The following is a 15331-nucleotide window of genomic DNA, read 5'->3' as shown; positions in this document are numbered from 1 at the left end:
GTCGAGACTTAGCGCAAGGCTCATTGAACCCTCCTTTGTCATTGACCTGTCACCGACGTTAGCAGAATCGAGCCTCGCCGCAAGCGGAAACGACGCGGGAAGCGGAAGCCGGCGAGAGCAATGACCTTAATCAAGGGTTAAAGCATTCATTCGCTTTGTATATGGTCAAGATCAAGACCTTTCCTGTAAAAGACTTTAGTATTCACAGGTCAACAATAGACGGCGACCATCACAATCCCGCCCGAGTTGTTGCGACGCAATATTGTCCCACGCGGAACAGACGCCACCCTCCGGCCGACGTTTCGTCAAGCGGTGGCCACGATGAGCCGCTCCAGCGCCTTCGCCACGGCGATCACCTGCGCGTCGGCGCCGAAGCGCCCGACGAGTTGGAACGAGACCGGCAAGCCGCGCGGACCACGCATCAGCGGCACGGTCAGGCACGGCGTCCCCATCAGGGTCCACAGCCGGTTGAAGCGGGAATCGCCAGTCGAGGCCAGCGTCGCCGGCGCCTCGCCGGGCGCTGCATAGGTCACGAGGACATCGACCTCGCCGAGCCAGGCCTCGGTGACGTGACGCCCGCGCCGTGCGACGCGTCTCGCCTCGTCGTATTGGGCCGGCGTCGTCAGGCGGGCCTGGTCGAGATAGGCGCGCAGCTTGGGCGGCAAGGCGTCGCGATGGTTGGCATATTCCCAGCCCAGCGCCTGCGTCGCCTCCCAGTCCTGCAAGGGCCCGTGCGCCTTGTAGGCATCGGCGAGTTCGGCGGGTGCGGCCTGTTCGACCACGCTCGCGCCAGCCTGCCGCGCCAGCACGGCGATGCGCTGCAAGGCCTCCTCGCAGGCCGGCTCCGGCGCCTCGGCGAACTCCTGGCGGTTGAGGCCGAGCCGGAGCCCTTGCAGCGACGCCTCGGCTGCGTCGAGTTCCGGCCGGGCGGTCAGCGCCGCCAGGGCGAAGCCGAGATCGTCGGCGCTGGCCGCCATCAGGCCGAGCGTGTCGAGCGAGCGCGAATACGGCTTCACGCCGACGGTCGGCAGCAGATCATAGGAAGGCTTGATCGCGGCCGCACCGCAATAGGCCGCCGGCCGGATCACCGAGCCGCCGGTCTGCGTGCCGATCGCCAAGGGGATCAGCCCGGCCGCGACCGCCGCCGCCGAACCGGCCGAGGAGCCGCCCGGGCTCGCAGTCGGGTCATGCGGATTGCGGGTCGGCGCCGGGTCGAGAAAGGCGAAGGCCGTCGTCTGGGTCTTGCCGGCGATCGTCGCGCCGGCGGCCTTCAGCGCCATGACGATCGCCGCATCGGCGCGCGGCTGCCAGCCTTCATAGATCGACGAGCCCATTCCGGTCGGCAGATCGGCGGTGTCGATGATGTCCTTGACGCCGCAGGCTACCCCCGCGAGCGGGCCTTCGCCCGGAACCAAGGCCTGCGGGCGGCTGGCGAAGGCACGCAGCTCGCCGTCACGTGCCTCGATGCGGCTTTCGCTCTCGACAAGGGCGGCCTGAGCCGAAATCTCGCCATTGGCGACACGGCGGGCAATCTCGCGAACCGAAAGCATGGCACGTTCCTGGATAGCTTGGCGGCCGCAGGATCGGGCCGGACGCGGGCATGCTGGCACGAAGCCGGCGGCCCGCGGTAGCCGGCAAATCGCGGCCGGGGGCAGCGATCACGCATGCCCTCGGCAGCGCCAGGCGCCGTTCGGCCAATGACGGACGGCTGGGCTCAGTAGCTCGCCCGCCCGCCCGAGAGGTCGAAGATGCCGCCGGTCGAGAAGGAGCAATCGTCCGAGGAGAGCCAGAGCACCATGCGGGCGACCTCGTCGACCTCGACGAAACGTCCCATCGGGATGCGCGCCATGATCTCGGCCCGACGTTCGGCCGAGATCTCCTTCGCCATCGCCGTCTCTGCCGCGGAGGGCGTCACCGCCGTGACCATGATCCCATCCGTTGCGGTGTCGCGAGCAACGCTCTTGGTCAACGCGATCATCCCGGCCTTGGAGGCGGAATAGGCGCTGGCCATCGGCATGCCCTCCTTGCCCTGGATCGAGGTGATGTTGACGACATGGCCACGCAAGGGATGACCGCCGGCGCTCGGCGCCCGCGCCGGCTGCTGGCGCATCAGCCCGACCACCGAACGCGTCACAAGATAGTTGCCGAACAGATTGACCTGCAGCACGCGCTGGAAATTCTCCGGCGAGGTCTCCCAGATCGGCTTCACCTCGCCGAGCACGCCGGCATTGTTGACGAGGATGTCGATCCGGCCATGGCTGGCAAAGGCCGCCTGCGCCGCCTCCTCGACCGCCCCGGCCACCCGGATGTCGAGCTGGCGCCGGCTCACGCGGCGGCCGAGATCGACGACCGCCTCGGTCAGCGCATTCGCATCCTGATCCCAGAGCTCGACGCTCGCCCCGGCGGCGAGAAGCGCCCGGGCGATGCCTCGCCCCAGACCGCCTGCACCGCCGGTGACAATGGCGCAGCGGCCGGAAAGATCGTAGCGCACGCTCATCAGCCGGCACTCCATTGCGTCTTGGTGCGGGTGATCTGGTGGCGATAGAGGCCGAGATTGAATGGCCCCTCGCCGCCCAGCGCCGCCAAACGGCCACCGGCGAGCTCGACCTTCGCCAATGCGGCGAAATCGGCCTCGTCGCCCCAGCCCTCGACCAGCAGAACCCAGCGCGGCACGGCGTTGGCGACGCCGCGCGCCTTCTGCTCTGCGGTTGCGACACCGCTCGCCTGCGCATCGGCGTTGAGCAGATGGACGCCGGCGATGCCCGGCCGGGCCAGCAGATCGGGAATGAGACCGCGCAGCAGCGCCGCCTTGTGGGTCTCGGCAGCTTCGTCGGGCACGTCATAGCGCAGCGTCGCGATCAGGCCGCCCTGGGCCGGCCCCGCCGTATAGGCGACCCGGCAGATCGAGCGCGCAACGGCGCGGAAATGCTTGACCGCCGAGAGGGTCCAGCGCGTCGGCGCATTGACGCGGGCGGTGTAGTCCTGCCCCTTCAGCACCTCGACGGTCTGCGCCTCGTAAAGATTGAAGAATTCGAGGTCCGCCTCGATCCCGACATAACGCCGGCCGCGCAGGAAGCCGGGAATGCCGACACGCTCCGGCATGTGCTCTTCGCCATGCCAGGCATAGAACTCTGCCCTGCCCTCCGGCGCGATGTCGTGCCAGATCGCAACCGCCCCCTCACCCGCCAGGCTCATCTTTCCTCCGTCAGGTTCGCTGCCGGGCACATTGACTCGGCCCCTTTCCGTCTCTATACGAAAATCAAATCCAAATTGGAAATCATTTCCAATAACAATATCGAACGGGACGGAACGGGTGACGATCGCTGCGGTCGAGCGCGCATTGAAGATGCTGGAAGCCCTGGCCGGCGAGGCCGAGGGCGCCGATCTCAGCCTGCTCGCCGAACGGCTCGACCTGCCGGTCAGCGCCACGCATCGTTTGCTGGCGACGCTCGCCGAGCGCGGTCTCGTCGCGCAGGATGCCAGCTCCGGCGCCTATGGGCTGACCCTGAAACTTGCCCAGCTCGCCTTCCGCAATCTCGACCTGCGCGGCCTGCCCGATGCCGGCCAGCTGGTGCTCGACGACCTTGCCCGCGCCACCCGCGAATATTGCCGTCTCGCCGTCATCGAAGGTGAAGACCTGGTCTGGATCGCCCGTGCCCAGGGCGCGACCGCCGGCCTGCGCTACGAGCCGCCAATGGGTACAGACATAGTCCTGCACGCCACCGCGACCGGAAAAGCCTGGCTCGCCAGCCTGCCCGAGGCGGAAGCGCTGCGCATCGTCTGCGCCCGCGGCTTCAAGGCGGAGGGGCGCACCGGCCCGAACGCGCTCAGCGATGTCGATGCGCTGCGCGCCCATCTGGACGAGACCCGCAGGAGCGGCTTCGCGCTCGCCGTCGAAGAGGGTGAGATCGGCACCGTGGCCATGGCGACGACGTTCCGTGCCGGCCCCGAGCCGGAGGCGGCCATCGCCGGGACATTGAGCGTCGCCGGCCCGCTTCAGCGCATGCACGAGGCCCGGCGCCAAGAGATCGCCGCCGCCTTGCGGCACGCCGCGCAGGCCATGGCCGAAATCTGGCCGCTCCGCCGCCGACAGATCACGCCGGCCGGCGCGCAGGCGCCGCGCCTGCGGGCGACGGCAACGGGAACAGCCGCATGAGCCAGGACAGCACCGCCACCACTTCGGCCCCATCGCCGGCCATCACCGGCAGTGCGAAAGCCGGCGCCCTGGCCTCGGCCATCGCCTGGCCGCTCGCGAGCTTCGCCGTGCTGCTGCTCGCTTGGCAATGGTTCGTGCCGATGGCCGGCATTCCAGAGTACATCCTCCCGGTGCCGAGCGCCTTCTTCGAGCGGCTCTGGACCGACCGCGCCCTGATCTTCCAGCACACGCTGGTGACGGCGAACGAGATCGTGCTCGGCTTCCTGATGGCGGCGGTGATCTCGATCCCGCTCGGCTACATCATCGTTTCGGTGAAGCTGCTGGAGAAGGCGATCTATCCGGTCATTGTCTTCTTCCAGTTGGTGCCGAAGATCGCGATCGCGCCGCTCTTCGTGGTCTGGTTCGGCTTCGGCCTGTTCCCGAAGGTGCTGCTGACCTTCCTGCTCTGCTTCTTCCCGACGCTGGTCGCCAGCATGACCGGCTTCCGTGCGCTGGACGAGCGCGTGCTCTATCTGACCCGCTCGATGGGCGCCTCGGCCTGGCAAACCTTCCGCTATGTGCGGGTACCGGCGGCGCTGACCTATATCTTCTCGGGACTCAAGGTATCCGCGGTATTCGCCGCGACCGGCGCGATCGTCGGCGAGTTCGTCGGCGCCAATGCCGGGCTCGGTTACCTGCTGCTGCGCGGCACCAGCTTCCTCGACATGCCGCTGATCTTCGCCTGCCTGGTGGCGCTGAGCTTCGTCGGCATCCTGTTCAGCTATCTCGTCGACGGGCTCGAAGTGCTGCTGATGCCATGGCAGCGCAAGGGCTGACGACCGGCTGAAGACCAAGGGAACGACCATCAATCCGGGCAAACCGGAACCATAAGGGAGGACAGGACCATGCTGAGACGGACACTACTGACCGCCGCCGCCGTGCTGGCGCTCGGCACCACGGGCGCGCTCGCCCAGGCCGGCGGCAAGCCGATGAAGATCACGCTGAACTTCCTCGCCGCCGCGCCGAATGCCGGCTTCATGATGGCCAAGCAGATGGGCCTCTACGAGAAGGCCGGGATCAACCTGACGATCGAGGAAGGCAAGGGCTCGGGCACCACGGCGCAGATGGTCGCGACCGGCCAGACCGATGTCGGCTTCGCCGATGCGCCGGCCGCGATGCAACTGCGCACCAAGGGCGCGCCGGTGAAGATCGTCGCCCCCGTGCTGCAGACCAACGGCTTCGCCATCATCTCGCTCGAGGAGAGCGGCATCGCCTCGCCCAAGGACCTCGTGGGCAAGAAGCTCGCGGTCCAGCCCGGCACGGCGCAGACGATCCTGCTCGACGCGATCCTCGCCTCGAACCAGATCGACAAGAGCAAGGTCGACGTCATCAACATCGATCCCGGCGCCTTCGTCGGCGCGCTGCTCGAGAAGAAGGTCGACGCCATCCTCGGCGGCGCCGACTTCCACTCGATCCAGATCCGCGAGCGCGGCTTCAAGGTGCGCGACATGTTCTACCGCGATGTCGGCGTGCCGACGGTCGGGCTCTCGATCATCGCGCGCGACGACAGGATCAAGGCCGACGCCGATCTCTACAAGAAGTTCATCGAGGCGAGCCTGCAGGGCTGGGACGCCGCCCGCAAGAACCCCGACGCGGCCGCGGACGCGGTCGTCGCGCAGTTCCCCGCGGTGAAGAAGGCGCAGGTGCTGGCGCAGTTCGAGGTCGTCAACAAGCTGCTCTGCGCGCCCGGCGCGACCGCGCTCGGCAAGGTGCCGGAGAAGAACTGGAACACCAGCTTCGAGCTGCTGACCCAGTATCTCGGCCTGCCCAAGGACAAGCCGATCACCGATTACTACACCACCGAGCTGCTGCCGGCCTCGCCGCCGGCCTGCTCTTAAGCTCAGCTCGGCCAGTCATCCCGGACGAAGCGAAGCGGAGATCCGGGATCCATGCCTGAACCGTTCCGGCATGGGTCCCGGGTCGCCCTCCGGTCGCCCGGGACGACCGCGAAATTGGACGTGAAAGCATGACGATCACTGCCGCTTCCGCCGCCGCCTCGATCGAGGGGCGCGGCATCGTCAAGACCTTCGGCGGCTTCACCGCCGTCGACGGGCTGACGCTCGACATCCGGAGCGGCGAGTTCGTCAGCCTGATCGGCCCATCCGGCTGCGGCAAGAGCACCTTCATGCTGATGGCCGCCGGGCTGATCCCGACCAGCAGCGGCGAACTCCTGGTCAACGGCAAGCCCCTGCGCGAGCCGCTGACCGATATCGGCATCGTCTTCCAGGACCATCTCCTGCTGGAGTTCCGGACGGCACTGGAGAACGTCATGCTGCAGGCCGAGATCCGCGGCCTGCCGCTCGCGCCGGCGAAGGAGCGGGCGCTCGATCTCTTCAAGAAACTCGGCATCAGCCATGCGGTCGACCGCTACCCCAAGCAGCTTTCGGGCGGCATGCGCCAGCGCGTCTCGATCGCCCGCGCGCTGATCCACGACCCGTCCGTGCTGATGATGGACGAGCCCTTCGGCGCGCTCGACGCGATCACCCGCACCCAGATCCGGCACGACCTCGAAATGCTCTGGCTCGAACAGGCCAAGACCGTGGTCTTCATCACCCATTCGATCGACGAGGCGATCGGCCTGTCGGACCGGGTGCTGGTGATGTCGCCGACGCCGGGGCGGATCGTCGACGAGATCAAGATCGAGCTGCCGCGCCCGCGCCCGGCGCATCTCGGCGACTATCCGAGCTTCAACGCCTATGCCGACCGCATCCATGACGCCTTCCGGCGCTTCGGCGTGATCAAGTACTGAGCGCCGGCGCGTCTCAGCTGACGACCGGCAGGACCTCGACGTCGTAGCCGTGCGAGATGCTGCGGCCGAGCCTGGGGTCGTGCAGCTCCATCTCGAAGCGGCTCGCCGGGCGGATGCCGCCGATCGCGCCGAACGTGCCGCAGAACATCGCCGAACCCGGCGCCAGGCCGCCGCCCGGCTTGCGCGACAACAGGTCCGACGGCGTGCGCAGGCTCGCGAGCTTGCCTTCCTGGTAGAGCTCGCGCTTGCCGTCGATCACGGCGAAGGCGCGCATCTCAATCTCGTCCCAATGGCCCTCGACCTCGGCGAGGCGCCAGAGCGCGCCGGCGATCGGCTTGCCGCAGAGCTGCTTCGACAGCGCGATGCCGAAGGTCTCGGCTTGGCGGTCGGTATGGTCGGAGCCGAGCCCGAGCCAGAGCCCGTCGGCGAGAGAGACCAGCAACGGCTCGACCTCGCCGGAGGAATCCGGACCGAGCACGGAAAGGCTCGGCGCCTGCGTCAGCGTCTGCGCCCCGACACGGTAGAACACCGGCATTGCGCTCGGCCTGGGCACGCCGATGGCGGCGAGTTCCTCGACATGGTGGCGCAGGGCCGCCTCGTCGCGGCCGGCCCAGCCGGCAATGACGAGATGGTCGATCTCGACCGCGACCCTGTCGCGGCCGGCCATGGTGAAACGATCGAAGCTGAGCATGATTATTGTGCCACTGATGGGAGCCAAAGGGCGAGTTGCGGGAACCACATCAGGATCAGGACGCCCAGGATGTAGACGAGGAAGAAGGGGATGACGCCGGAGAAGACGTCGGTGATCGGGCCGCCGTCGCGGCGCATGCCCTGGAGCACGTAGAGAACGGTGCCGTCAGGCGGCGAGATCAGCGCGATCTCGACCAGCATGGTGACGATGACGCCGAACCAGACCGGGTCGTAGCCGAGCGCGACGACGACCGGGAAGATCACCGGGATCGTGGTGATCACCATGGAGAAGCCCTCCATGAAGGTGCCGAGCGCGAGGTAGAAGCCGATGATCAACAGCATCACCGCCCAGGGCGGCAGCGGCATCTCGCCGACGAGCTTGGCCAGCGCCTGCGGCACGCCGAGACCGACGAAGACGTAGTTCAGCACATAGGCGCCGAACAGGATCAGCCCGATCAGCGCGGTGTTGCGCGCCGTCGCCTCGGCCGAGTCGTTCAGCATCTTGAAGGAGAGCCGGCCCTCGATCGCGGCGAAGACGATGGCGCCGATGACGCCGAGCGCGGCCGATTCCGTCGCGGTGGCGAGACCGCCATAGATGGTGCCGAGCACGATCAGGATCAGGATCGCGGTCGGCGCGAGATCGACGAGGCTGCGCAGCTTGACCGAAAGCGGAATCCGCGGCGTGGCGGGGTCGACATGCGGCGCGTCGGTCTTCGCCTTCCAGAGGATGACGAGCACGAAGAGGATGACGACCAGGATGCTGGGTCCGACGGCGGCGAGATAGAGCGCGCCGACCGAGGTCTCGGTGATCAGCCCGTAGATGATGAAGGTGATGCCGGGCGGAATCAGGTTGCCGAGCGCCCCGCCTGCGGCGAGCGAGCCGAGCACCATCTTCGGGTTGTAGCGCGTGCCCTTGAAGAAGGGCAGCGCGACCGAGCCCATGGTCGCTGCGGTGGCGACCGAGGAGCCCGAGATCGCCGAGAACACGCCGGAGGCCGCGATATTGGTGTGCAGCAGGCCGCCGGGCAGCCGGTCGAGCCAGACGTTCAGCGCTTTGTAGAGCCGGTCGGACAAGCCGGCGCGCAGCAGGATCTCGCCCATCAAAAGGAAGAGCGGCACCGCGACGAGGACGAAGCTCGAGGACGGGTTCCAGACGGTCTGGCCGATGAAGGTCCAGAACGGTCGGTCCGAGAAGGAGAAACCTATGATCAGGCCGAGCACGCCGAGTGCCGCACCGATATAGATGCCGGCGCCGAAGAACAGCAGGAACAGGCCGACGAGCAGCAGCACCTCTCCGATCAGGAGGTTGCCGGGGCCGATGCCCATGAAGCTCATCGCCACCATCATGCCGACGAGGACGAGCAGGAAGACGATGGCGATCATTTCGTCGCTCCGTTGGCGATAGCCGCGGGCGGCACAGCATCGGCCGCGCCGCAGGCTTCGAGCGCTTCGGCTGCCTCTTCGTCATAGGTGCGCTGGTGCAGCAGCGCCTCGGCCTCGCTCCCGCGCCCGGCCAGCACCAGCAGGGTGCTCTCCGCCAGCATCAGCAGGATCAGGACGAGGAAGACGAGGATGCCGAAGGTCCACAGGCCCTGCGGGATCCAGAGCGGGGTGCGCAGCACGCTGATGTCGGTGGCGCCGAAGAGCAGGGATTCGTCGACCAGTTCCCAGGCGCCCTTGGCGACGAAGCCGATGAAGACCGCCAGCGCCGCGAGGCTGAGCAGATGCATGGGATAGCGGATCTTCGCCGGCAGGAAGTTGATCAGCACGTCGATGCGGACATGGGCGCGGCAGGTCAGCGCATGGGCGAGCGCCCAGGAGATGCCGAAGGCCAGCGCATAGCCGGTCAGTTCGGTGGTCGACTGCGAGGAGAAGCCGAGGAAGCGGCGCGCCAGCACGTCGAAGGTGATGAAGGCGGCGCAGAGGATGAACCCCCAGCCGGCGGCATAGCCCATGAAGGTGCCAAGCCTTGCCACGAGCCGCCGACATAAGGCGGCCGCGACGATCATTCGGTCGAGCATCGCGGCCGTTCCCTTCAGCGTGCTTCGTAACGGACACCGGTGATCGGAGCGACCAACCGGTTATAGGCTTCACCGCAGCGCTCGCCGCAGCGCTTGACCCAGGCCGGCAGCACCGCGGTGCGCAGGCTGGCCCGCAGCGTCTCCATGTCGGCATCGGTCGGGCGGGTGATGGTCATCGGCTTGTTCTCGACGACATGGCCAATCTTGCAGCCGTCCTTCTGGCCGGCATTGCAGGCGATGCCGTCCTCCGTCGCCTCCAGTCCGAGCGCCCATTGCTGGTCCTCGACCTGCTTGAAGGTGGCCTGCAGGAAGTCGCGCACCGCCGGGTCGAGCTTGTTCCACCAGGCGAGGTTGGCGACGTAGGCCGAGTTCCCCCAGGAAACCGGCAGCGCGTACATATGCTTGGTCACCTCGTACCAGCGCGCACCATTGCCGGTCGCGGTGCCGGTGATGGCGCAGTCGACGATGCCGCGTTCGAGCGCGCCATAGACCTCGGGGAAGCCGATCGCGGTGGGCTGGGCGCCGAAGGACTGCACGAAATCATTGGTCGAGCCGCCGGCGGTGCGGATGCGACGCCCCTTGAGGTCGGCGAGGCTCTTAACCGGCTCGCGGCAATAGAAGACCTGCGCCGGATAGGGGAAGGTCGCGATGATGCGCACCCCGAAGCGCTCGAGCTCCTTGTTCACCTCGGGCAGCACCGCGTCGATGACCTTGCGCGACTGCGCATGCGACGGGTTGAGTCCCGCGAGATCGGACATTTCCAGCATCGGCACGTCGCCGGCGACGGTCGGCAGCGCAGGCGCCCCGATGTCGATCTGACCGGAGCGGATGACGCGCAGCAACTCGGGACCGGTCAGAGCCCGCTCGGGCCAGCTCGCCAGCGTGACCTTGATGCGGCCGCCGGACTTCTCCGGGATGCCCTCGCGCAGCATCGGGATGTCGACCTTGGTGTATTGCGGAATGGTCGGCGAGAGCTGCGTCACCATGGTGACGTTGACCGCGGGCCCCGGCGGCACGGTCTGGGCATGAGCCGTCCCGATGGCGCATACGGCCAGGGCCGCCGCCAGAGATCTGGTAATCCTCATAGGGTTCTCCCGGTGCGTGGCCGCGACGCGGCGGCCACGCATCATGGATGCAATCGCGATGCCCGCAACGACCTTGTGCCGTTGCGTCATCGAATGCGCATTACTTGGCCTGGTAGGTAACGCCGGAGATCGGCGCCACGGCGCGGTTGTAGACCTCGACGCAGCGGGCGCCGCAACGCTCGATGAACTGCGGCAGGATCGCCGAGGTCAGGGTGGCGCGCAGCACATCCTGGTCGGCCTGGACCGGGCGGAAGAGGCCCATCGGCTTGGTTTCGACGACCTTGCCGATCCTGCAGCCGGCCTTGTCACCGCTGTTGCAGGCGAGGCCGTCCTCGGTGGTCTCCTCGCCGAGCTTCCACTGGGCGTCCTCGACCTCCTTCATCGTGGTCTCGAGGAAGGCGCGGACCTGCGGATCGAGCTTGTTCCACCAGTTGAGGTTCACGACATACATCGAGACCGACCAGAACAGCGGCAGCGCGTATTGCGACTGGCTGACCTCGTACCAGCGCGCGCCGTTGCCGGAGCTAGAGCCGGTGATGGCGCAGTCGACGACGCCGCGCTCCAGAGCGGTGTAGACCTCGGGGAAGCCGATCGCGGTCGGCTGGGCGCCGATCGAGTTGACGAAGGTGTTGGACGAGCCGCCGCCGGTGCGGATGCGCTTGCCCTTGAGATCGGCGAGGCTCGCGACCTTGTCGCGGCAGAAGAAGACCTGCGCCGCGAATGGGTACATGCCGACGATGCGGGTGTTGAAGCGCTCCAGCTCCTTGTTGAGCTCGGGCAGGAGCGCCTGCGCGACCTTGCGCGCCTGTCCGACCGTCGGGTTGAGGCCCGCGAGGTCGACCATGTCGAGCATCGGCACCTCGCCCGACACCGTATTCAGCGGCACGGCGCCGATATCGACCTGGCCGGAACGGACGAGGCGGATGATCTCGGGACCGGTGAGGTTGCGCTCCGGCCAGCTCGCCAGGGTGACGTTGATGCGCCCGCCCGACTTCTTGGGCACGCCCTCGCGCAGCAGCGGGATATCGACCTTGGTGTATTGCGGCAGGGCCGGGCCGACCTGCGTCACCGCCTGGATGTTGACCGTCGGGCCGGCCGGCAGGGTCTGCGCCGATGCCGGGCCGGCAAGGGCGAGCATGAGGGTCGCGAGCGAGGCATAGCGAAGGCGTTTCATGGCAAGCGCTCCTGTCGGGTCGAGGGGGACGGCGGGTAGTAGTTGAACTCGATCATCAGGCAGCCGCCTTCGGTGAAGAACGGGCCATGCAGGACCTGGGCCGGGCGGCAGGCATAGGAGCCGGCCGGCAGCAATTCGGAGCCATCGAGATCACCGGGGCGGCCGATGCGGAGCGATCCCGAGATCAGCAGGACCTCCTCGCACCAGTCGTGCACCACCGGCTCTGCAACGAAGGCACCGGGCGCCCAGCGCGAGAGCCGCGTCATCGCCCCGCTGCGCGCGGCATGGTCGAGACTGCCGGAGAGGAGCTTCTGCTCGACACCGGCATAGCCTGCGACCGGCTCCCAACCTTCGGGCGCCAGCGCGTCGAAGAATTCGCGATGAGCTTTCGCGAAGGCGCCGAAGCCGGGGTGAGCGGCGGCACTCACAGGATCGACAGCCGGCTGTTCTTGAGGTCGGTGACCAGCATGGCGCCGGGCGCATGCGTGATCGCGAAAGGCGGCCTGGCCGCTGCGATCACCGCCTGCGGCGTCACCCCGCAGGCCCAGAACACCGGCAGCTCGCCATCGCGGATCGCGACCGGGTCGCCATAATCGGGCTTCGACAGGTCGCGGATGCCGATTTGCTCGGGCTGCCCGATATGGATCGGCGCGCCGTGGACCGAGGGGAAGCGCGAGGTGATCTGGATGGCGCGGATCGCGTCCGCCGGGCTGAACGGGCGCATGGTCACAACCACCGGCCCTGCGAAGGGACCGGCTGGCGCGCAAGGGATCGAGGTCCGAAACATCGAGACGTTCACGCCCTCGGCGACGTTGCGGACCTCCAGCCCGTCGGCGAGCAGCGCTTCCTCGAAGGAGAAGCTGCAACCGATGACGAAGCCGACGAGATCGTCGCGCCAGTGCGAGAGCAGATCAGCCGGCTCCTCGACCAGTTCGCCGTCTCGCCAGACCCGGTAGCCCGGCAGGTCGGTGCGCAGATCGAGATCGGCGCCGAGATCCGGGATATGCGGATCGCCCGGCTCGGTCATGCCGATGATAGGACAGGGCTTGGGATTGCGCTGGCAGAAGCGCAGGAAGTCGCCGGCGATGTCCTGGGGCAGGACGACGAGATTGCCCTGGACGTAGCCCGGCGCCAGCGAGGACGTCTGGCAGGAGAGCCTGCCCTCGCGCACGGCGCGACGCGCATCTTCTCCGGTCATGGAGCCGCGCTCCGACCTGGTCGACTGTTCCAGCATTCCCCTCGTGCCCCTTGGCGGTGCCTCTGCGTCAATATTGGGCGGAAGCTGGCGATGTCGTCCAATTGTCATTTAAGATCGGATTCGATAAATCTGATTTATCGAAAGGGACGACCTTTGATCGAGTTCCGCACGCTCGAAACCTTCGTCTGGGTGGCGCAGCTGAAGAGCTTTCGCGGCGCCGCGGCGCGGCTCAACACCACCCAGCCGGCGGTTTCGCAGCGCGTCGCGCAATTGGAGGAGCAGCTCGGCGTGCGGCTGCTGGAGCGCGGACGGCGTTCCTTCGCGCTGACCGAGGCCGGGCGCTCGGTGCTCGCCCAGGCCGAGCGCCTGCTGCGGCTGCGGACCGAGCTCGTGGCCTCGGTGACGGATCGCTCGCAACTGCGCGGCACGCTGCGGCTCGGCGCGGCGGAAACCATCGTCCACACCTGGCTGCCGCGCTTCATCGAGGCGATGTCGGCGCGCTACGAGCACATCACGCTGGAGATCGAGGTCGACATCTCGCCGAATCTGCGCGAGCGGCTGCTCGGCCAGCAGATCGACCTCGCCTTCATGCTCGGCCCGATCAGCGCGCCTTCCATCCAGTCGCAGCCGCTGCGCAACGAGCCGATACGCTTCTTCGCCAGCCCGAAGCTCGGCTTCGCCGCCGGCGTGAATCCGCTCGCGCGGATCGCCGCCTTCCCGATCATCACCTTCGCGCGCAACACCCAGCCCTATATGCGGCTGCGCGAGCTGCTCGCCGACCCCCACCTGCCGCCGACCCGCATCCATGCCAGCGCCGCGATGGCGACGGCGGTGCGCATGGCACTGGATGGGCTCGGCGTGGCGCTGATCCCGGCCTCGATCGTCACCGAAGACGTCGAGGCCGGGCGGCTGGTCGAGGTCGGCTGCTCACGGACGATCCCCGACCTGCAGTTCGTCGCAGGCTGGCTGGCGGCACCCGATACCCGGATCATCGACCTCGCGCTCGAGATCGCGGCAGATTCGGCCGCCAGGCGCTGAGCCTTTAGAAGATGTTCGAGCGCTCGTACTGAACCGGCCAACTCGCGGCGTTGGACTTGAGCGCTCCCGCGGCGCGCAGCGGCCAGACCGGGTCGGCGAGGAGGGCCCGGCCGAGCAGGACGAGATCGGCCGAGCCATTGGCGATGATGCTCTCGGCGAGGTCCGGCGAGTGGATCAGCCCGACGGCCCCGGTCGCGATGCCGGCACCATCGCGGACGGCACGCGCCAGCGGCACCTGATAGCCGGGATGGATCGGGATCTGCTGTCGCGGATCGTTTCCTCCGGAGGAGCAGTCGATCAGGTCGACCGTACCGAGCTCCTTCAGCAGCCGCGCCAGCCTGACGCTGTCCTCCAGCGTCCAACCGCCTTCGACCCAGTCGCTGGCCGAGAGCCTGATGAAGAGCGGCAGCTCCTCCGGCCACTCCGCTCTGACCGCCTCGATCGACTGCAGCAGGTAGCGGATGCGGTTCTCGAAGGAGCCGCCATAGGCATCGCTGCGGCGATTGCTGAGCGGCGAGTAGAATTGGTGGATCAGGTAGCCATGGGCGGCGTGGAGCTCGAGCACTTTGAACCCAGCCTCGCGGGCCCGGCGGGTCGCGGCGGCAAGTGCCCGGAGGGTTTCGTCGATGCCGGCCTGGTCGAGTTCCGTCGGAACCGGCCAGCCCTTGGCATAGGGCTCGCCGGACGCGGAAACCACGGACCAGCCGCCCTCGCTTTCCGGGACCGGCCTCGTCCCCTCCCAGGGGCGGCCCACCGAGGCCTTGCGGCCGGCATGTCCGAGCTGGATCGCCGGAACGGCGCCGCGCGAGGCGATGAAGGCGGCGATGCGGGCGAGCGCGTCGCGCTGCGCGTCGTTCCAGAGGCCGAGGCAATGGCTGGTGATGCGGCCGCGCGGCTCGATATGGACCGCTTCGGTGCAGACGATGCCGGTGCCGCCGGCAGCCCGGGCGCCGAGATGGACGAAATGCCAGTCATTGGCCAGGCCGTCCTGCGCCGAATACTGGCACATCGGCGAGAGCATGATGCGGTTGCGCGAGGTCACCGAACGAAAGCTGATCGGCCGGAACAGGTGCGGATTGGGGTCGCGCCGGAGGATTCGGCGCTCATTCTCGCCGCTGATGCGGGAGTCGATGGTCGTCAGAAGCTCGCTCACCTAGGATGTCCGATCTCGTCGCCGGTTG

General features: G+C 67.7%; 16 protein-coding genes. 5 read left to right on the top strand and 11 right to left on the bottom strand.

Annotation, left to right across the window (positions count from 1 at the left end; translation table 11 throughout):
* Window positions 1-305 precede the first annotated feature (305 nt).
* The 3 genes from AC1REK_RS00515 to AC1REK_RS00505 all read right to left on the bottom strand — a co-directional run bounded on the left by AC1REK_RS00515 (window position 306) and on the right by AC1REK_RS00505 (window position 3195).
* Window positions 306-1550 (bottom strand): amidase, encoded by a 1245-nt coding sequence (locus AC1REK_RS00515; RefSeq protein WP_492267578.1) that lies wholly within the window; start codon window positions 1548-1550, stop codon window positions 306-308.
* A gap of 164 nt (window positions 1551-1714) precedes the next feature.
* The gene (locus tag AC1REK_RS00510) at window positions 1715-2497 is read right to left on the bottom strand and encodes an SDR family NAD(P)-dependent oxidoreductase (RefSeq protein WP_492267579.1); all 783 of its coding nucleotides are present in this window, start codon (window positions 2495-2497) and stop codon (window positions 1715-1717) included.
* Entirely contained in the window at window positions 2497-3195 is a 699-nt protein-coding gene (locus tag AC1REK_RS00505) for a hypothetical protein (RefSeq protein WP_492267580.1), read from the bottom strand. Before AC1REK_RS00505 ends, AC1REK_RS00510 begins: the two co-directional genes overlap by 1 nt.
* A 118-nt stretch (window positions 3196-3313) precedes the next feature.
* Here AC1REK_RS00505 and AC1REK_RS00500 point away from each other — a divergent pair, with 118 nt between their 5' ends.
* The 4 genes from AC1REK_RS00500 (at window position 3314) to AC1REK_RS00485 (ending at window position 6944) form a co-directional block, all read left to right on the top strand.
* Window positions 3314-4156, top strand: a complete 843-nt coding sequence (locus AC1REK_RS00500; RefSeq protein ID WP_492267581.1) for an IclR family transcriptional regulator — start codon at window positions 3314-3316, stop codon at window positions 4154-4156.
* Window positions 4153-4971, top strand: coding sequence for an ABC transporter permease (locus AC1REK_RS00495; RefSeq protein WP_327524912.1), 819 nt, complete (start codon window positions 4153-4155; stop codon window positions 4969-4971). The genes AC1REK_RS00500 and AC1REK_RS00495 overlap by 4 nt, the downstream gene beginning before the upstream one ends.
* Before the next feature lie 69 nt (window positions 4972-5040).
* Window positions 5041-6033 (top strand): ABC transporter substrate-binding protein, encoded by a 993-nt coding sequence (locus tag AC1REK_RS00490; protein WP_316016543.1) that lies wholly within the window; start codon window positions 5041-5043, stop codon window positions 6031-6033.
* A 128-nt stretch (window positions 6034-6161) separates the two neighbouring features.
* Window positions 6162-6944, top strand: coding sequence for an ABC transporter ATP-binding protein (locus tag AC1REK_RS00485; RefSeq protein ID WP_492267582.1), 783 nt, complete (start codon window positions 6162-6164; stop codon window positions 6942-6944).
* A gap of 13 nt (window positions 6945-6957) precedes the next feature.
* Here the strand turns inward: AC1REK_RS00485 and AC1REK_RS00480 are convergent, their stop codons facing one another.
* The 7 genes from AC1REK_RS00480 to AC1REK_RS00450 all read right to left on the bottom strand — a co-directional run bounded on the left by AC1REK_RS00480 (window position 6958) and on the right by AC1REK_RS00450 (window position 13148).
* On the bottom strand, window positions 6958-7635 hold the full coding sequence (locus AC1REK_RS00480; RefSeq protein WP_492267583.1) for a DUF2848 domain-containing protein: 678 nt from the start codon (window positions 7633-7635) through the stop codon (window positions 6958-6960).
* 2 nt (window positions 7636-7637) lie between these two features.
* Window positions 7638-9017: a TRAP transporter large permease gene (locus tag AC1REK_RS00475; protein ID WP_316016540.1), complete on the bottom strand. Its 1380-nt coding sequence runs from the start codon at window positions 9015-9017 to the stop codon at window positions 7638-7640.
* Window positions 9014-9655 carry a TRAP transporter small permease subunit gene (locus tag AC1REK_RS00470; protein ID WP_327524908.1) on the bottom strand — a complete coding sequence of 214 codons (642 nt, stop codon included), beginning with the start codon at window positions 9653-9655 and terminating at the stop codon, window positions 9014-9016. Before AC1REK_RS00470 ends, AC1REK_RS00475 begins: the two co-directional genes overlap by 4 nt.
* Window positions 9656-9669: 14 nt before the next feature.
* A complete protein-coding gene (locus AC1REK_RS00465; RefSeq protein WP_492267584.1) occupies window positions 9670-10740 on the bottom strand; it encodes a TRAP transporter substrate-binding protein in 1071 nt (356 codons plus the stop codon).
* A 100-nt stretch (window positions 10741-10840) separates the two neighbouring features.
* Window positions 10841-11914 (bottom strand): TRAP transporter substrate-binding protein, encoded by a 1074-nt coding sequence (locus AC1REK_RS00460; RefSeq protein WP_492267585.1) that lies wholly within the window; start codon window positions 11912-11914, stop codon window positions 10841-10843.
* Complete coding sequence (locus AC1REK_RS00455; protein ID WP_492267586.1) at window positions 11911-12342, bottom strand: cupin domain-containing protein; 432 nt, start codon at window positions 12340-12342, stop codon at window positions 11911-11913. Before AC1REK_RS00455 ends, AC1REK_RS00460 begins: the two co-directional genes overlap by 4 nt.
* Window positions 12339-13148, bottom strand: coding sequence for a putative hydro-lyase (locus AC1REK_RS00450; RefSeq protein WP_492267587.1), 810 nt, complete (start codon window positions 13146-13148; stop codon window positions 12339-12341). Before AC1REK_RS00450 ends, AC1REK_RS00455 begins: the two co-directional genes overlap by 4 nt.
* Window positions 13149-13265: 117 nt before the next feature.
* Here AC1REK_RS00450 and AC1REK_RS00445 point away from each other — a divergent pair, with 117 nt between their 5' ends.
* Entirely contained in the window at window positions 13266-14150 is an 885-nt protein-coding gene (locus AC1REK_RS00445; protein WP_327524904.1) for a LysR family transcriptional regulator, read from the top strand.
* 4 nt (window positions 14151-14154) lie between these two features.
* On the opposite strand, the gene AC1REK_RS00440 is transcribed toward AC1REK_RS00445, so the two are convergent.
* On the bottom strand, window positions 14155-15303 hold the full coding sequence (locus tag AC1REK_RS00440; protein WP_492267588.1) for an NADH:flavin oxidoreductase/NADH oxidase: 1149 nt from the start codon (window positions 15301-15303) through the stop codon (window positions 14155-14157).
* Window positions 15304-15331: the final 28 nt, after the last annotated feature.

This window comes from Allobosea sp. GW823-FHT02B03, assembly GCF_058797755.1.
Note: the sequence above shows the minus strand (reverse complement) of the source record. Positions and strands in the feature narration are given on the sequence as shown.

Excerpts from the sequence above, each read along its gene's own strand:
- AC1REK_RS00510 (WP_492267579.1), bottom strand. The coding sequence starts at position 2,497 with ATGAGCGTGCGCTACGATCTTTCCGGCCGCTGCGCCATTGTCACCGGC.
- AC1REK_RS00480 (WP_492267583.1), bottom strand. The coding sequence starts at position 7,635 with ATGCTCAGCTTCGATCGTTTCACCATGGCCGGCCGCGACAGGGTCGCG.
- AC1REK_RS00490 (WP_316016543.1), top strand. The coding sequence starts at position 5,041 with ATGCTGAGACGGACACTACTGACCGCCGCCGCCGTGCTGGCGCTCGGC.
- AC1REK_RS00475 (WP_316016540.1), bottom strand. The coding sequence starts at position 9,017 with ATGATCGCCATCGTCTTCCTGCTCGTCCTCGTCGGCATGATGGTGGCG.
- AC1REK_RS00505 (WP_492267580.1), bottom strand. The coding sequence starts at position 3,195 with ATGAGCCTGGCGGGTGAGGGGGCGGTTGCGATCTGGCACGACATCGCG.
- AC1REK_RS00470 (WP_327524908.1), bottom strand. The coding sequence starts at position 9,655 with ATGCTCGACCGAATGATCGTCGCGGCCGCCTTATGTCGGCGGCTCGTG.
- AC1REK_RS00465 (WP_492267584.1), bottom strand. The coding sequence starts at position 10,740 with ATGAGGATTACCAGATCTCTGGCGGCGGCCCTGGCCGTATGCGCCATC.
- AC1REK_RS00450 (WP_492267587.1), bottom strand. The coding sequence starts at position 13,148 with ATGCTGGAACAGTCGACCAGGTCGGAGCGCGGCTCCATGACCGGAGAA.
- AC1REK_RS00460 (WP_492267585.1), bottom strand. The coding sequence starts at position 11,914 with ATGAAACGCCTTCGCTATGCCTCGCTCGCGACCCTCATGCTCGCCCTT.
- AC1REK_RS00515 (WP_492267578.1), bottom strand. The coding sequence starts at position 1,550 with ATGCTTTCGGTTCGCGAGATTGCCCGCCGTGTCGCCAATGGCGAGATT.
- AC1REK_RS00485 (WP_492267582.1), top strand. The coding sequence starts at position 6,162 with ATGACGATCACTGCCGCTTCCGCCGCCGCCTCGATCGAGGGGCGCGGC.
- AC1REK_RS00495 (WP_327524912.1), top strand. The coding sequence starts at position 4,153 with ATGAGCCAGGACAGCACCGCCACCACTTCGGCCCCATCGCCGGCCATC.